Source organism: Phyllobacterium zundukense (assembly GCF_025452195.1).
In the GTDB taxonomy this organism is placed as follows: domain Bacteria; phylum Pseudomonadota; class Alphaproteobacteria; order Rhizobiales; family Rhizobiaceae; genus Phyllobacterium; species Phyllobacterium zundukense_A.
In genome coordinates, this window is record NZ_CP104973.1 from 3,252,335 (window position 1) to 3,265,561 (window position 13,227).

Sequence of the window (13,227 nt, forward strand, 5' to 3'; positions counted from 1 at the left end):
CGTACATTCCACAAAGCGGAGAGCTTTTCAAGTCCCAAAGGTATGATCAAGGTGTCATTGACAAACTTCTCGGACTGATCCCACTGCCGAGACGCTCCATTGCACTCAATTCAATGCAGTTTGCAGGTTTTGGCTCTTGTGCGCAGGTGCTCGCGCTGGAGAAATCACCCACATCGCCGGGACCGGTTATCATTCGAAAATTTGACAATTCATCACGGTCCAGAATGGAAATATCGCTTGCCGGAATTGAAAGCATTTTAGCGACAATGCCAGCGTCGACACCCATTTCATTGAAGTAACCATTGAGTCGTTTGCGATAACCTTTGGATAATTCGGTTGTCTTGTACGTTCCGGTCGATCGACGTCCAATAATTTTCGTATCGACGATTTTCTTTTTGCCTTTTACGATCCGGTAGCGTGTCTGATATTTTACCATCGTTTTGGTAACTGTGGTGGTGATCTGGTGGACACCGAGCTCTGCCCACAAACCGACAAAACGCTTCGTGCCGCCGGCAACGATAAACGGGCAAGCTGACATGCAAGCCGCCCAACCGGGATAGGCAAAGCCGGCATAGGCGCCATCGGAATATTTTGGCTTGCACCCCTTCTGATCAGGATCACATTCATAGAAACTGGTTTTCCCCACCGCAATGTCGAGTCCTCGCTTTCGGATCAAACGCCCTATTTCCATGGCCGCGTCCACCACACCGCCATTCGATCTCGATCACAATGGGCAATCGCCGCTTGCCTAGCTGTCGCAGGACCTTGCGCAATCTTGAGGGGCTATCCGCTGTAATCGTACCTGAGGCCGCTATCCACTCGGGACAGGCTGGTTCGCAGCTTGCGGAAGCGTTCCGCACGATAGCAAATCGCATCGTCTGATCGGTAAGCTTGAAGGGCTTGGGAGCCTTGTCCGGGGTCGAAAGCTTTGCTGGAGCATATGGCTCAGAAGGTGCAGCACTTTTTGCGGGGAGATCGGGTAATCGAACCGGCGCGTAGGGTACAGAAGAAGCACCGCTACTCTTGGGGAGATCCGGAAGCCGGACGGGCGTATAGGGCTCAAAAAGCACTACGCCATTTTTTGGAGGCCGAACCTGCTTATGGGGACGATTGGTCTCGGAGGGTACGAAGGAGCGTCCCAAGAGACCGCCAGGCGTATAAGGGCGGCTGATATTTCCTGGTGTGGTAAAGCCCGGCTGATCCTCCGCCACGGCAGCACCCGCCGGCGCCGTGGCAATGTATTGCAGAACAGGGATCATCAGGAAGACGAGGCAGAACAACGCGTAGCGATATTTAACGGGTACTATCTGGAACACTCTAACTCCGCGAAATATCTGGACTGGCTTTGCGCCAATTAGATACCAGAAGTTGTAACGGAGTGAAGTTAGACTTTGGTGCTAAGTCCAGGATGAAAAAGGGCGGCCCGATGGACCGCCCTTCCCGATTCTAAAGATCAGAAAGTCTTATTCAATAATCGACGAGACGATGCCAGCACCGACGGTGCGGCCACCTTCACGGATAGCGAAGCGCAGCTTCTCTTCCATGGCGATCGGCACGATCAGCGTCACATCGACTGCGATGTTGTCGCCGGGCATGACCATTTCCGTGCCTTCCGGCAAAGTCACAACACCCGTCACGTCGGTCGTGCGGAAGTAGAACTGCGGACGGTAGTTGGAGAAGAATGGCGTGTGACGGCCACCTTCATCCTTCGTCAGGATATAGGCTTCTGCCTTGAACTTGGTGTGCGGCTTGACCGAACCGGGCTTGGCAAGGATCTGGCCGCGCTCGACGTCTTCACGGCCAACGCCGCGGATCAGCGCACCGATATTGTCGCCGGCCTGGCCCTGGTCGAGCAGCTTGCGGAACATCTCGACACCGGTCACCGTCGTCTTCGTCGTCGGCTTGATGCCGATGATCTCGACTTCTTCACCCACCTTGACGATACCGCGTTCAACGCGGCCCGTCACAACCGTACCACGGCCGGAGATCGAGAAAACGTCTTCGATCGGCATCAGGAACGGCAGGTTGATCGGACGCTCTGGCGTCGGAATGTACTTGTCGACTTCCGCCATCAGGGCACGTACGGCGTCTTCGCCGATTTCCTTGTTCGAATCTTCGAGTGCAGCCAAAGCCGAACCCTTGACGATCGGAATATCGTCGCCGGGGAAATCATACTTCGACAAAAGCTCGCGCACTTCGAGCTCGACGAGTTCCAGAAGCTCGGCATCGTCAACCTGGTCGACCTTGTTCAGGAACACGACGATCGCCGGAACGCCAACCTGACGGGCAAGCAGGATGTGCTCGCGGGTCTGCGGCATCGGGCCGTCGGCAGCCGAAACAACCAGGATCGCGCCATCCATCTGCGCCGCGCCGGTGATCATGTTCTTCACATAGTCGGCGTGGCCGGGGCAATCGACGTGCGCATAGTGACGGGCTGGCGTCTCATATTCGACGTGTGCCGTCGAAATGGTGATGCCGCGCGCCTTTTCTTCCGGCGCTGCGTCAATCTGGTCGTACGGCTTGTACTCACCGAAATACTTCGTAATCGCGGCCGTCAACGACGTCTTGCCATGGTCAACGTGACCAATCGTGCCAATGTTGACGTGCGGCTTGTTACGTTCAAACTTGCTCTTAGCCATAACTGTCGTTCTCTCGTCATCACAACCGGTCTAGGGCCGGCACCATGTTTGTAGCTCAGACGAGACAGCGCGCCGTCCGTCAGCAAATCTGGAGCGGGTAGCGGGAATCGAACCCGCATATTCAGCTTGGAAGGCTGCTGCTCTACCACTGAGCTATACCCGCATATCTCGCTGATCCGTGCCTCCTTCTGGACGGGGCAGAATACAGCAACACATAGATAGCGCATAACTGTTCCAAAACCGAATCGGGCTTTGGCCTATGCGCCAGGCGGTCGGTTCCGGCAGTGGTGGAGGAGGTTGGATTCGAACCAACGTAAGCCAAGCTAACGGATTTACAGTCCGTCCCCTTTAACCACTCGGGCACTCCTCCGGTCACTGCCGATGGAACCGCGCCATTTGGCACTCTGCAGACAACTTTCCGGACGTTGTATCCAGGCCGCTGCTTGCGGAGGGCCTTATGCCGACTAGCCTCCGTGGTGTCAACACTTCCCTGCAGAAAATGAACGGCTTGTGGAAATAGACTAAAGAAATATGACGGCGGAGCAACCGGTGCGCGCATTTTCCGCCAAAAGCATATATCGCCCGGCGCCATGAAAGGTTATATGTCGCGCCATGGCCGATCAAAAACCCACCCATACACAAAAAGATTCACACTACGCGACGCTACGTCGTCAGTTCCGCGATCAAAAGGCCGGGGGACCGCCGCAGCAGGCCGAACGCGCCTCACGACCAGCTGTCAGCGGCACGCCTGCGCCGGAAGGACTCGTACGGCTTTACGGCCTGCATACGGTGCGTGCAGCGCTGGACAATCCCGCCCGCAAGATCAAGCGGATGCTCGTTACCAAAAACGCGCTGGACCGGCTGGAGATCACCGATACCGACGCCCTGCCCTTCGACGTTGACATCGTCGAGCCTCGCGCCATCGACAGGGAGACCGGCTCCGACGCGGTGCATCAGGGCGTGATGATCGAAGCTCAACCGTTGAAGCCGCAATCGCTAAAGGCGCTGCAGGCCAGCTCGCTGCTGCTCATTCTTGATCAGGTGACCGATCCGCACAATGTCGGCGCTATCATGCGCTCGGCTGTCGCCTTCGGTGCCGGTGCCATTATCACGACGGCTCGCCACAGCCCGCAAGAATCGGGTGTTCTGGCCAAAGCCGCGTCTGGCGCCCTCGAACTCATCCCGCATGTCGAGGTACGAAATCTCGCTGACGCCATCGCCGAGTTGCATGAAATCGGCTTCACGACCATCGGCCTTGATTCGGAAGGCCCGCTGGAGCTGGAAAACACGATGTCCAATGGCCGGATCGCCCTGGTGCTTGGCGCCGAAGGCAGAGGCCTGCGGCAGAAAACACGTGAAACCGTCACGCACCTTGCGCGGCTTGATATGCCCGGCGCGATCAAATCGCTGAATGTATCGAACGCAGCGGCCATTTCGCTTTATGCAGCGCAACGCTTCTTGACCAGCAAAGATTGAAGGGACGTGGATAACGGGGCCAGGTATTTATTTCTGGCAAATGATATTTTTCATTTTACAGACGGAAGGTTTGTGCTAATCGGACGCCGCTGCCCTTGTAGCTCAGTTGGTAGAGCATCTGATTTGTAATCAGAGGGTCGGGAGTTCGAGTCTCTCCGGGGGCACCATATTCTTTCTACGTATTATTGTTTTTGTTGCCTTTTCGAAAAATCGTCAAGTTGCATCCTCCTATCAATTTACCAGAATAAGATCGGATGAGTGTTCGACACCGCTAGATCACCGTCGTATTTCCAGCAGAAAAGCAGGACCACAATGGCCATCTGGCACCATCGCGACTAACCGGCTCGCCCCCGTATGTAGCTGTGTCCGCAGTCGGAGCTCTCACCATCACTGGCTACGGAGGAATCGGCACTGCATTTGCGCCTTGCGGAAATCATTCCACTTCGAGCAGCTGGCACGTCGAGTAAAGTTCAAGCTCTACTGCTGCAATCCCATCTGAAGGTCCATTCTTATCTCCCGATCGACCGACTGGAGCCTTTTAAAGATGCTGTAGCGTATTTCGTGGACCCTCTTGAGTGTGCCTTGGACGGGCTCGAAGACTCGCGAGATCCTTGACATGGTAGCCATCGCATCGGCCAGGTTCGCGCGATGACCAGAAGCCACCGCGGCCAGCATGGCCGAGCCGAGCAGAACAGGTTCAGGGTTGTCAATTGCCGCCACCCGGACACCTGTAGCGTCAGCCAACAACTGCCTGACGAGGTCGCTTTGCGCCGCGCCGCCGCTTGCCATGATCAGGTCGATCGGAATTCCATCTTCGCCCAATTTGACCAGAAGCTGTTTGAGCCCGTAGCAGATTCCGCAGAGCCCGGCGATGTACAAAGCGACGAGGTCGGGTATTCCCGCATCAAGGCTCAAACCAGCTAGGACTGCGCGTGCATCCGGATCGGCGTTTGGCGATCTGTTTCCCAGAAATTCCGGAACGACATGGATCCGATGTGCCAGAGCCATAACGTCCTCTGGTTTGCTGCACATTTTGGACGCCTCTGCGTCGAGCCAACCGACAAGCGATGTCCCGGCCGCTTCGGCAAGCTCGGTAACCGATGCCGACGCTGGATGCATCGCCACGAGGTGGTCGATCGCAGCGCCGGCGGCCGATTGTCCGCCTTCGTTGAGCCAAAGACCCGGGATCATGGCGGAGAAGTATGGCCCCCATACGCCATCTACGAACACGGGCTCTTGGCTGGAAGCCATGGAACAAGCCGAGGTGCCGAAGATGTAGGCAAGACGGCGTTCGATGTCCGAGGTTACCCCCTCGCCGGCTGCCCCTAAAGTCCCGAGGCCGCCGGCATGCGCATCGATCAGAGATGCGGCGACGGCGGTCCCCGGATGCAATCCCAATTCAACAGCGGCCGTTTCAGTCAAACCGGAAGCCAGCGCTGCACCCGGCTGCGCGATCTCGGTTCCAATTCTGGCGAAATTCTCCGCAACCAGTTCCTCCAAACCGATCTTGTTGAAATAGTCCGGGTCCCAGCGATTTTCGTGGGCAAGATAGGTCCATTTGCACGTGACTGTGCAGGTGGAGCGCGTCAACGAGCCGGTTGCCCGCCATGTCAGATAATCGGCGAGGTCGAAAAAGTGCTCGGCTGCAGCAAACGAGTCCGGAAGATTGCGCTTCAACCACAAAAGTTTCGGCGTCTCCATTTCGGGTGAAATACGACCACCTACGTATTTCAGGACTTCGTGCCCGCCGGCGTTGATCTCTTCTGCTTCGCCAGCGGCACGGTGGTCCATCCAGACAATGATGTTTCGCGTCGGATCGCCTGAACTTCCGACCGCAACCGGGGAGCCATCCGCCGCGACGGCGACGAGCGAGCATGTGGCGTCGAAACCCACACCTCTGACGTCGGCCGGATTGACGCCAGAAGCCGCCACTGCCTCCCTCACGCTTGCCGACACTGCATTCCAGATATCTTCGCTCGATTGCTCGACGACGTCGCCTGCCTCTTGCCAGATGTTGATCGGGCGCTTCGCCACGGCCAGCAGAGTCCCGTCCTGGTCAAAGACCCCCGCGCGAGCGCTGCCGGTTCCGACGTCGACACCGATAAAGTGTGCGGCCATCTTCACAAGTCCGAACTGAAGGGCAGAATGACCAAATCGCGTATGGTGACGTTGCGCGGTCTGGACAACATGAACAGCACTGCCTCCGCCACTTCGCTCGCTTCCATCAGCCCTCCCGCCGCAATCGCGTCGTCGAGCTTCTCCTTGGGCCAGTCGCTAATCAAAGCGGTAATTACCGGGCCTGGCGCTACCGCACCGACCCGGATGCCGTGCTTTGTAACTTGGCGTCGCACCGTATGGACGAATGCTTGCACCGCATATTTTGAGGCAGTGTAGATCGGCTCCCCTACCACCGGAACCAGGCCGGCAATGGAGCTGGTCATGATGATATCGCCGGTTTTGCGCTCCACCATATGAGGCAGCACGGCTTGGACCGAACGGAATGCAGCATTGATATTGAGGTTGAGCATTCGGTCCCAGGCGTCCGGGTCTCCCTCCACAACTTCCCCGCCCACGTAAGAGCCGGCATTGGCGTGGAAGATATCGAGATGCCCGAACTTCTCCAGGATACGTGGCAGCATTGTCGAAACTTCGGCCGGCTTCGTCAGGTCGACGACCACGGGATAGGCTTGTGGCCCCAATTCGGAACATAATTTGTTCAAGGTGTCCTCTGCCCTGTCAACGAGGGCGACATTGACTCCTTCGCGCAGCAAATATTTGGCACATTCGAGGCCGATTCCAGAGGCTGCCCCGGTAATGGCTGCGACCTTTCCTGACAGTTCCTGTTTCATGGCAAACCTTACTTGTTAGAATGTTGCATCAAGCGCGACCGTGGGAAACTCTCGACCGGCGCGCCAAAGAGTCGACGATGACGGCGATTGCAAGGACACCGCCTGTGATCATGTACCGAAGAGAAGATGACAGATCGAGAAGCGTCAGGCCGTTGGCGATCGACTGGATCACGATGATGCCTAGCAGCGCCGAGTAGGCATTACCGCGGCCGCCGAACAAACTTGTTCCACCGATGACAGCCGCTGCTATCGCATTCAGATTGACGTCGCCGGTGCCGGCTTGCTGGCTTGCAGACGCCAGACGGGAGGCCGAAAGCACGCCGCCGAGTGCCGCCAACATCGAGCAGAGCACGAAGGCGCTGGCGTAGATGCGCCGGACGTTGATGCCGGCACGGCGAGCAGCCTCGCGGTTTCCGCCAACCGCTGTCATAGAGCGGCCCCACTGTGTCCGCGTCAACGCATAGTTCATCAGCATCACCAGTCCCACGAAAAGACCGAACATCCAGGGAATACCGCGATCCTGATTCAAGTAGAGGACGATGATTTCCAGCACCAATGTTGTGGCGGCAGCGCGAAGGACAATGCTTCCCAGCGACGGTGCTGATAGATTGGCTTCGCGGCGACGAGAAATCGTGCGAACGCCCGTCCAGAGCATCACCACGCCGGGGACCACAGCCAGGACATGGGCCAAAAGGCGGGGCATCACCAACATCTGCCCGAAATTCACCATGGCTGACCCATACGGCAGGTTGATCGAGCCGGTGGAGCCGAGAATATAAAGCTGCATCCCCAGGACCGCCAGCAAACCGGAAAGCGTCGCCACGAAGCTTGGCATGCCCAAGCGATTGTATAAGAGCGCATAAAGCGACCCGATGAGGCCCCCGACGGCAACGGCGGCGAGGATGGCCAGGGCAACCGGCCAACCCTGGTTGACCCACAGCGTGCCAACAATGGCCGAGGCAAAGCCGCTGATCGATCCTACAGACAGATCGATCTCTCCTACCATAAGGACGCACACGATACCGAGTGCGATGACGCCGACTGTGGAGCAGTCGAACAGCAGGTTCACGAGATTGTTGCTCGACAGAAATATCGGATTGAGGCTTGCAAATACGGTCCATATCAACGCCAGTCCGACCACGACCGGGAGCGAACCAAGGTCACCCGACCGCACGCGGTCGATGAAGCCGCGGACGGCACCGCCGATACCCGCTTCGTGCTTCAGACGCTCGTCGCTGCGATCCAACATTGTGGCTGGGAGCGCATTGTCTTTGACGTTGCCCGTCATGGCCGTCCCCCTTCAGAAAGCTGCTGCCCGGCGTGACGCCGCTCTTCCCTTCGCGTGACGGAATTGTCGACGGCGCCGGTGATAGCACCGACCAGTTCCTGGTTCGTCGCATCAGGATAGAACACGCCATTGTTGCGCCCAAGCCTCAGGACGACGATCCGGTCGGCAACGGCACGGACATCTTCCATGTTGTGGCTGATCATGATGACGGCGAGGCCGCGATCCCGTACTCTTTCGATCAAGTTCAGTACTTCGGCGGTCTGCGCTACGCCCAAGGCCGCGGTTGGTTCGTCAAGAAGAATAAGTTTCGGTTCGAGCAGTAGCGACCTGGCGATTGCAACGGTTTGGCGCTGTCCCCCGGAGAGCGACGCGATTGGAATGCGGACGCTCGGGATTCGCGCGGAAAGTTCGTTCAGCAACGTCCACGACCTGACTTCCATCGCCGTTTCGTCAAGCTGCATCGGTTTAAGCTCGCGTCCCAGAAAAATGTTGGCGACGACGTCCAGGTTCTCGCACAGCGCGAGGTCCTGGAACACGGTGGCGATGCCGAGATTGAGCGCTGCGCTCGGGTCGGTCATCGTGACGGGCCGGCCGCGGAACGTGATCGTTCCGGCTGTCGGTTGATGCACGCCAGCGAGTATCTTTACCAAGGTTGATTTCCCGGCCCCGTTGTCGCCGACGAGGGCAACAACCTCGCCCGCATGGACATCGAGATCAATGTCGGTAAGAGCCGAAACAGCGCCAAAACTCTTGGAGATGCCTCGCAGGCTAAGCACCATTTCGCCCGCAGGCGTTTTACGGTCAGTGGTTTCGGTCATTCGTGCCATGCCTTTCCGATAGGGCTGGACAAGGGAAGTTCCGGCCGCGTGTACCGCGGCCAGAACTTCCGTTTCATCAATTGATCTTATCCACCAATGCCCAACTTCTTGCATCCCTCGGCATAGCGATCGACGCAAAGCTGTTCGGCTTTCATGATGTTCTTGTCGATGATCTCCGCTTTCAGGTTCTCGGCCGTAACGACGGCGGGAGTGAACAGCTGTGAGGGTGTATCGTACAAAGTGACGTCCGCCTTTGGCGTCTCGCCTGCCAGCAATTTCACTGCAGCGTTGGCTGCTGCAGCCGCGACGATTTCGCTGGGCTTGGAGATCGTGTTGTACTGGTCCCCCGAGATGATCAGCTGGAGCGCTGCAATCGTCGCGTCGTTGCCGGTCACCGGCGGAACCGGATCTACACCAGCTGCCTTCAAAGCTGCTATGGCCCCACCGCCTGTGCCGTCATTCGCGGCGACAATGCCCACGATTTTCTTTCCGAAGCGTGTGACTTGCCCGCTCGTCCATTGCTGCGCTTTTGGCGGAGCCCATTCAGGCGTGTCGTATTCGGCCAGTATCTTATAGCCGCTGTTGTCCAGACCTGCATGAATACCTTTTTTGATCAGTCCCGCCGCAGCGTCGGTCGGGGAGCCGTTGATCTGCAGCACGCCACCGTCCGCAGCAGCCACCCCCTTTGCCTTCAAATGCTCGATCAGTGAATCGGCGATCGCCTTGCCGATGGCTTCATTGTTGAACGAAACGTAGAAGTCGGCCTTTGCGTCCGGAATGGGCCGGTCGTAAGCAATGACCTTGATGCCCTGCGCCTGGGCCTGCTTGACCAGCGACGCCGCCGCCGTTGAGTCGACGGGATCGAGCACAATGACTTTCGCGCCTTGCGAGACGACGGAATTAAATTGCTGTTGCTGACGTGAAGCGTCCGCATCGGCGTTCTGGTAAATTACCTTGCAGTCAGCGCATAGTTTTTTCATTTCGGCCATGAATCCGGGGGCGTCGTGCTCCTCATATCGTGTCGAAGCTTGGTCCGGCATGAGAAAAGCCACTGTAGAGCCGGACTGGGCAAATGCCGACGTTCCCATGAGAAGACCAAGCGCGGCGGCTACGGTCATTTTAATTGCGATTCTCGTCATAGAATTTCTCCCTTATCGTTTGATGATGGTTTTTGCGTTCCCGCTTTCATTCTGAAGCACGTTGATCTTGTGCCATGCCAGCGAACAGGCAAAGCAATCCCGACGGAGTGCAGCTGCGCTCCGTAATTCTCACTGATTTGTTCCTCCCTTTTCCTCCTCCTATGCGGCCTCCACCGCTCTGACGTTCTGTGCCAACAATGTTTTAAAGCGCGAAGGGGCCATCCCCTTTTGCGCCAGGAAATGGCGATTGAAGTTGGAAATATTATTGAAGCCAGCCGCGAAACAAATGTCGGTGATAGTCATCGCGGGCTCGCTCATCAGCAGATGGCATGCGAAATTAATGCGCAGCCGGTTGACGTACTGGACCAGCGCCATGCCGGTGTGGCGGCGAAAACTGCGCGAAAAAGCACTGGCGCTTTGTCCCGTCAGGCCAGCAAGATCCCCTTCGCTAAAGGGTTCAGTCAAGTGGCTGTTGATATACAAGAGAGCCTGGTTGACGCCAGCCGACATGAATCCAGACGGATCGGGCATATATCGCGAGCTTGCCAGCGAACGCGTTCCCGCTGCGGAACTCATCGCATTCAACACCCCGATAAAGAGTTCGATGCGCCGTAAGCCTTTGGCTGCTACTAGTTCCTTCAGCATTGGTCCGACTACGCCCGCGGTCGCTGCAGAAAACAGCGCTCCGCGCCGACTGAGCTCCAACATCGGCAGGCATGCCGCCAGTTCGGGGAATACGTTGGTGGCGTCAGTTATGAACGCTTCGTTGAATTGCACCACCCTGCCCCGCAACGGTATGCAGGTGCCGGCAGGAATGTTGCTCACCCAGTTATGCGGCAGATTGGGGCCTGTGAGAACCAGGTTGCCCGGTTCGAATTCCCCGATGAAGTCGCCTACGAAATATCGCCCGCTTGTCGCGACGACGTGATGTATTTCGTATTCCGGATGAAAGTGCCAGCGCACGGTGTGGAAGGGATAGCCGTGCTCCCAAGCCTTGAACGACTCGCCGCGGCCGATCTGGACTACTTCCAAATCTGGATTCACCTGAATCTCCTCCCTCTGGCCCTTCAATCTTGTGGTCCTATTCGGACGCCTCCTCCCAGAAGCGTTTGCACAAGCAACTTGAAATCTAGTCGTCATATGGCCCGAAGGCTACTACAGTAGCGCCACGCCACTGATACTTTTTTGACATTTTGCATCGGAAGAAGCGCCATTTCGCACATGCGAACATGCCATCAAGCCAGGGGCGCTACCCTGGTGCACTCCTTCGGGCAGTCGGCTCGTCTGCGCAGGATGTTGATTGGATAAAGACGACTCCCGGCGCTTGAAATCAGCGCGTGCGGAGGACACCACGACCGGCGGAAGGCCCCGAATCATACATCCGCAGCGCGTTTTTTTCGGCAAGTGCGAGGCACGCACGATGCCTCATGAGCTTCAGCAAGGGACTCAAGCCAGGCTCCTACCTCTACAGGAATTTTTTCTTTTTCGTTTGCCCAAGCTTCAACCAACGAAATGTCACATTCGAGCACTTCGGCAATCTGGGTCGGCGTCCAGTGCACGCATTCGAGTGCCTCTACAAAGCGTTGCGGCGTCATTGCGTCATTCTACTTAAAACAATGAAAGTTTCAAATCGCCCACAAGGCCGACCTTATCAGATCACCGAGGAGAACCGTTGTGAACCGCAATCGTTGAGGCTCGATGCGGCGCAGGATTTCTGCATTTCAGGGTTTGCTCATATGGGTTGGTTATTGGTCGGGTCAGCGCGGATAATTTTTGCGATCAGTCTTTGCGTTGCCAGCGCCTCTTCGCCTGTGACGACAGGATCGCGGCTCTCGGCAACAGCCGTCAAAAAGTCGGCAATGAGGGCGCGGTGTGCATCATGCGAAAAATCCATGATGTTGGCGCCGCTACCGGACTTGCCTTCGGATTCGACGATCTCTTCACGGCCATCAAGCCATGAAAGTCGTAATGCACCGCCGGTCAAATAAGCGGAACCGAGTGAACCGGTGATCTCCAAGGTCTCCGGAAAGCCTGGAAACGCAGCCGTAGTGGCAAGCAGCGCGGCCGGTGCGCCGTTGCCGAGAGTCATCAATGCCGTCACGTGATCTTCCGCTTCCATCCGGTGAAGCGAAGTAGTGCGGATTTGAGATGCTATGACCTCTTTCACGTCAAGAAGCGAACGAAATAAATCGAGCGCGTGGATTGCTTGTGACAATAGAACGCCGCCGCCATCTCGGGCGAAGCTGCCTCGTCCACCGACATCATAATAGGTCTGCGGCCGCCACCAAGGCACCCGCAACGATGCCGCCTCGATTGCTCCGAGACGGTTGTCTTCAAGCGCTTCGCGCAGGCGCAGGCTTGCCGGGCGAAACCGATGCTGCAGCACCACACCGAATGTCCTGTCATGATCGCGGCCAAGCGTGACAATCCGCTCAGCCCGTTTCAACGTTATATCGAGTGGCTTTTCCAGAAGTACATGCTTGCCAGCAGCAAAGCTCTTTTCAGCGATTTCCAGATGCGCATTGGCCGGCGTCAGCACCAGCACGATATCGACGGCAGGATCGTTGATAGCCGCATCGATACTGTTTGTCACTGGAAACGGGAAGGACTGCGCGAATTCGTTCGTGCGGTCCTTCGTGCGACTGGCGGCCCAGATTACATCCACCCGATCTTTCAAGTCGACAAGACTCCTGGCATGAGGCAATGCGGCTGGACCAAGTCCGATAATTGCAAGGCCGGGCTTTTTCATGATGGGTTGGTTCCCTCCGCTGACCGCGATGATGGACGCTGGGTCAGCACCGTCGCGCGTTCCTGGGCTTCAAGCGCAAGCCTGCTGACCGTAAAAACATGCTGCTGTTTCATCGCTGTTTCGGTGCGATCACGCACATCAGCGAGGAAGCTTTTGAAATAGGTAATTGGTTCCTTGCTCATATATCAGGGCTAAGTTTCAGCTACAACCGATGTGATCAGAAGTTCCTTTGCAGGAGAAGGCATATGAGCCGAGATCAATTGCAGCAA

The 13,227-nt window shown here is 57.0% G+C and carries 12 protein-coding genes and 3 tRNA genes; 2 read left to right on the plus strand and 13 right to left on the minus strand.

Annotated elements, in window-relative coordinates; all coding sequences use genetic code 11:
• Window positions 1-46: 46 nt before the first annotated feature.
• From N8E88_RS28305 to N8E88_RS28320, 4 genes are all read right to left on the minus strand, one after another.
• A complete protein-coding gene (locus N8E88_RS28305) occupies window positions 47-691 on the minus strand; it encodes a hypothetical protein (protein ID WP_262293447.1) in 645 nt (214 codons plus the stop codon).
• Window positions 692-1,463: 772 nt separating this feature from the next.
• Window positions 1,464-2,639, minus strand: coding sequence for an elongation factor Tu (gene tuf / locus N8E88_RS28310; RefSeq protein ID WP_114429373.1), 1,176 nt, complete (start codon window positions 2,637-2,639; stop codon window positions 1,464-1,466).
• Between the two features lie 89 nt (window positions 2,640-2,728).
• Window positions 2,729-2,802: transfer RNA gene (locus tag N8E88_RS28315), tRNA-Gly, on the minus strand.
• A 122-nt stretch (window positions 2,803-2,924) separates the two neighbouring features.
• Window positions 2,925-3,009: transfer RNA gene (locus tag N8E88_RS28320), tRNA-Tyr, on the minus strand.
• A 242-nt stretch (window positions 3,010-3,251) separates the two neighbouring features.
• Here N8E88_RS28320 and rlmB point away from each other — a divergent pair.
• Both rlmB and N8E88_RS28330 read left to right on the plus strand, forming a co-directional pair.
• On the plus strand, window positions 3,252-4,115 hold the full coding sequence (gene rlmB / locus N8E88_RS28325; protein ID WP_262293448.1) for a 23S rRNA (guanosine(2251)-2'-O)-methyltransferase RlmB: 864 nt from the start codon (window positions 3,252-3,254) through the stop codon (window positions 4,113-4,115).
• 91 nt (window positions 4,116-4,206) lie between these two features.
• Window positions 4,207-4,282, plus strand: a tRNA-Thr gene (locus N8E88_RS28330).
• 310 nt (window positions 4,283-4,592) lie between these two features.
• Here N8E88_RS28330 and N8E88_RS28335 read toward each other — a convergent pair.
• From N8E88_RS28335 to N8E88_RS28375, 9 genes are all read right to left on the minus strand, one after another.
• Window positions 4,593-6,233, minus strand: a complete 1,641-nt coding sequence (locus N8E88_RS28335; RefSeq protein WP_262293449.1) for an FGGY-family carbohydrate kinase — start codon at window positions 6,231-6,233, stop codon at window positions 4,593-4,595.
• A 2-nt stretch (window positions 6,234-6,235) separates the two neighbouring features.
• On the minus strand, window positions 6,236-6,964 hold the full coding sequence (locus N8E88_RS28340; RefSeq protein ID WP_262293450.1) for an SDR family oxidoreductase: 729 nt from the start codon (window positions 6,962-6,964) through the stop codon (window positions 6,236-6,238).
• 28 nt (window positions 6,965-6,992) lie between these two features.
• Window positions 6,993-8,252 carry a sugar ABC transporter permease gene (locus N8E88_RS28345; protein ID WP_262293451.1) on the minus strand — a complete coding sequence of 420 codons (1,260 nt, stop codon included), beginning with the start codon at window positions 8,250-8,252 and terminating at the stop codon, window positions 6,993-6,995.
• A complete protein-coding gene (locus N8E88_RS28350; RefSeq protein WP_262293452.1) occupies window positions 8,249-9,070 on the minus strand; it encodes an ATP-binding cassette domain-containing protein in 822 nt (273 codons plus the stop codon). The genes N8E88_RS28345 and N8E88_RS28350 overlap by 4 nt, the downstream gene beginning before the upstream one ends.
• Before the next feature lie 86 nt (window positions 9,071-9,156).
• Window positions 9,157-10,209: an ABC transporter substrate-binding protein gene (locus tag N8E88_RS28355; RefSeq protein WP_262293453.1), complete on the minus strand. Its 1,053-nt coding sequence runs from the start codon at window positions 10,207-10,209 to the stop codon at window positions 9,157-9,159.
• A 159-nt stretch (window positions 10,210-10,368) separates the two neighbouring features.
• Window positions 10,369-11,253: an AraC family transcriptional regulator gene (locus N8E88_RS28360; RefSeq protein WP_262295672.1), complete on the minus strand. Its 885-nt coding sequence runs from the start codon at window positions 11,251-11,253 to the stop codon at window positions 10,369-10,371.
• A 329-nt stretch (window positions 11,254-11,582) separates the two neighbouring features.
• Window positions 11,583-11,804 carry a hypothetical protein gene (locus N8E88_RS28365; protein ID WP_262293454.1) on the minus strand — a complete coding sequence of 74 codons (222 nt, stop codon included), beginning with the start codon at window positions 11,802-11,804 and terminating at the stop codon, window positions 11,583-11,585.
• Between the two features lie 137 nt (window positions 11,805-11,941).
• Window positions 11,942-12,958 carry a Gfo/Idh/MocA family protein gene (locus N8E88_RS28370; protein WP_262293455.1) on the minus strand — a complete coding sequence of 339 codons (1,017 nt, stop codon included), beginning with the start codon at window positions 12,956-12,958 and terminating at the stop codon, window positions 11,942-11,944.
• Entirely contained in the window at window positions 12,955-13,140 is a 186-nt protein-coding gene (locus N8E88_RS28375) for a hypothetical protein (RefSeq protein ID WP_262293456.1), read from the minus strand. Before N8E88_RS28375 ends, N8E88_RS28370 begins: the two co-directional genes overlap by 4 nt.
• Window positions 13,141-13,227 lie beyond the last annotated feature (87 nt).

Bases quoted from the DNA above. Each gene is read 5' to 3' on its own strand.
- N8E88_RS28305 (WP_262293447.1), bottom strand. From the start codon at position 691: ATGGAAATAGGGCGTTTGATCCGAAAGCGAGGACTCGACATTGCGGTG.
- tuf (WP_114429373.1), bottom strand. From the start codon at position 2,639: ATGGCTAAGAGCAAGTTTGAACGTAACAAGCCGCACGTCAACATTGGC.
- rlmB (WP_262293448.1), top strand. From the start codon at position 3,252: ATGGCCGATCAAAAACCCACCCATACACAAAAAGATTCACACTACGCG.
- N8E88_RS28335 (WP_262293449.1), bottom strand. From the start codon at position 6,233: ATGGCCGCACACTTTATCGGTGTCGACGTCGGAACCGGCAGCGCTCGC.
- N8E88_RS28340 (WP_262293450.1), bottom strand. From the start codon at position 6,964: ATGAAACAGGAACTGTCAGGAAAGGTCGCAGCCATTACCGGGGCAGCC.
- N8E88_RS28345 (WP_262293451.1), bottom strand. From the start codon at position 8,252: ATGACGGGCAACGTCAAAGACAATGCGCTCCCAGCCACAATGTTGGAT.
- N8E88_RS28350 (WP_262293452.1), bottom strand. From the start codon at position 9,070: ATGACCGAAACCACTGACCGTAAAACGCCTGCGGGCGAAATGGTGCTT.
- N8E88_RS28355 (WP_262293453.1), bottom strand. From the start codon at position 10,209: ATGACGAGAATCGCAATTAAAATGACCGTAGCCGCCGCGCTTGGTCTT.
- N8E88_RS28365 (WP_262293454.1), bottom strand. From the start codon at position 11,804: ATGACGCCGCAACGCTTTGTAGAGGCACTCGAATGCGTGCACTGGACG.
- N8E88_RS28370 (WP_262293455.1), bottom strand. From the start codon at position 12,958: ATGAAAAAGCCCGGCCTTGCAATTATCGGACTTGGTCCAGCCGCATTG.
- N8E88_RS28375 (WP_262293456.1), bottom strand. From the start codon at position 13,140: ATGAGCAAGGAACCAATTACCTATTTCAAAAGCTTCCTCGCTGATGTG.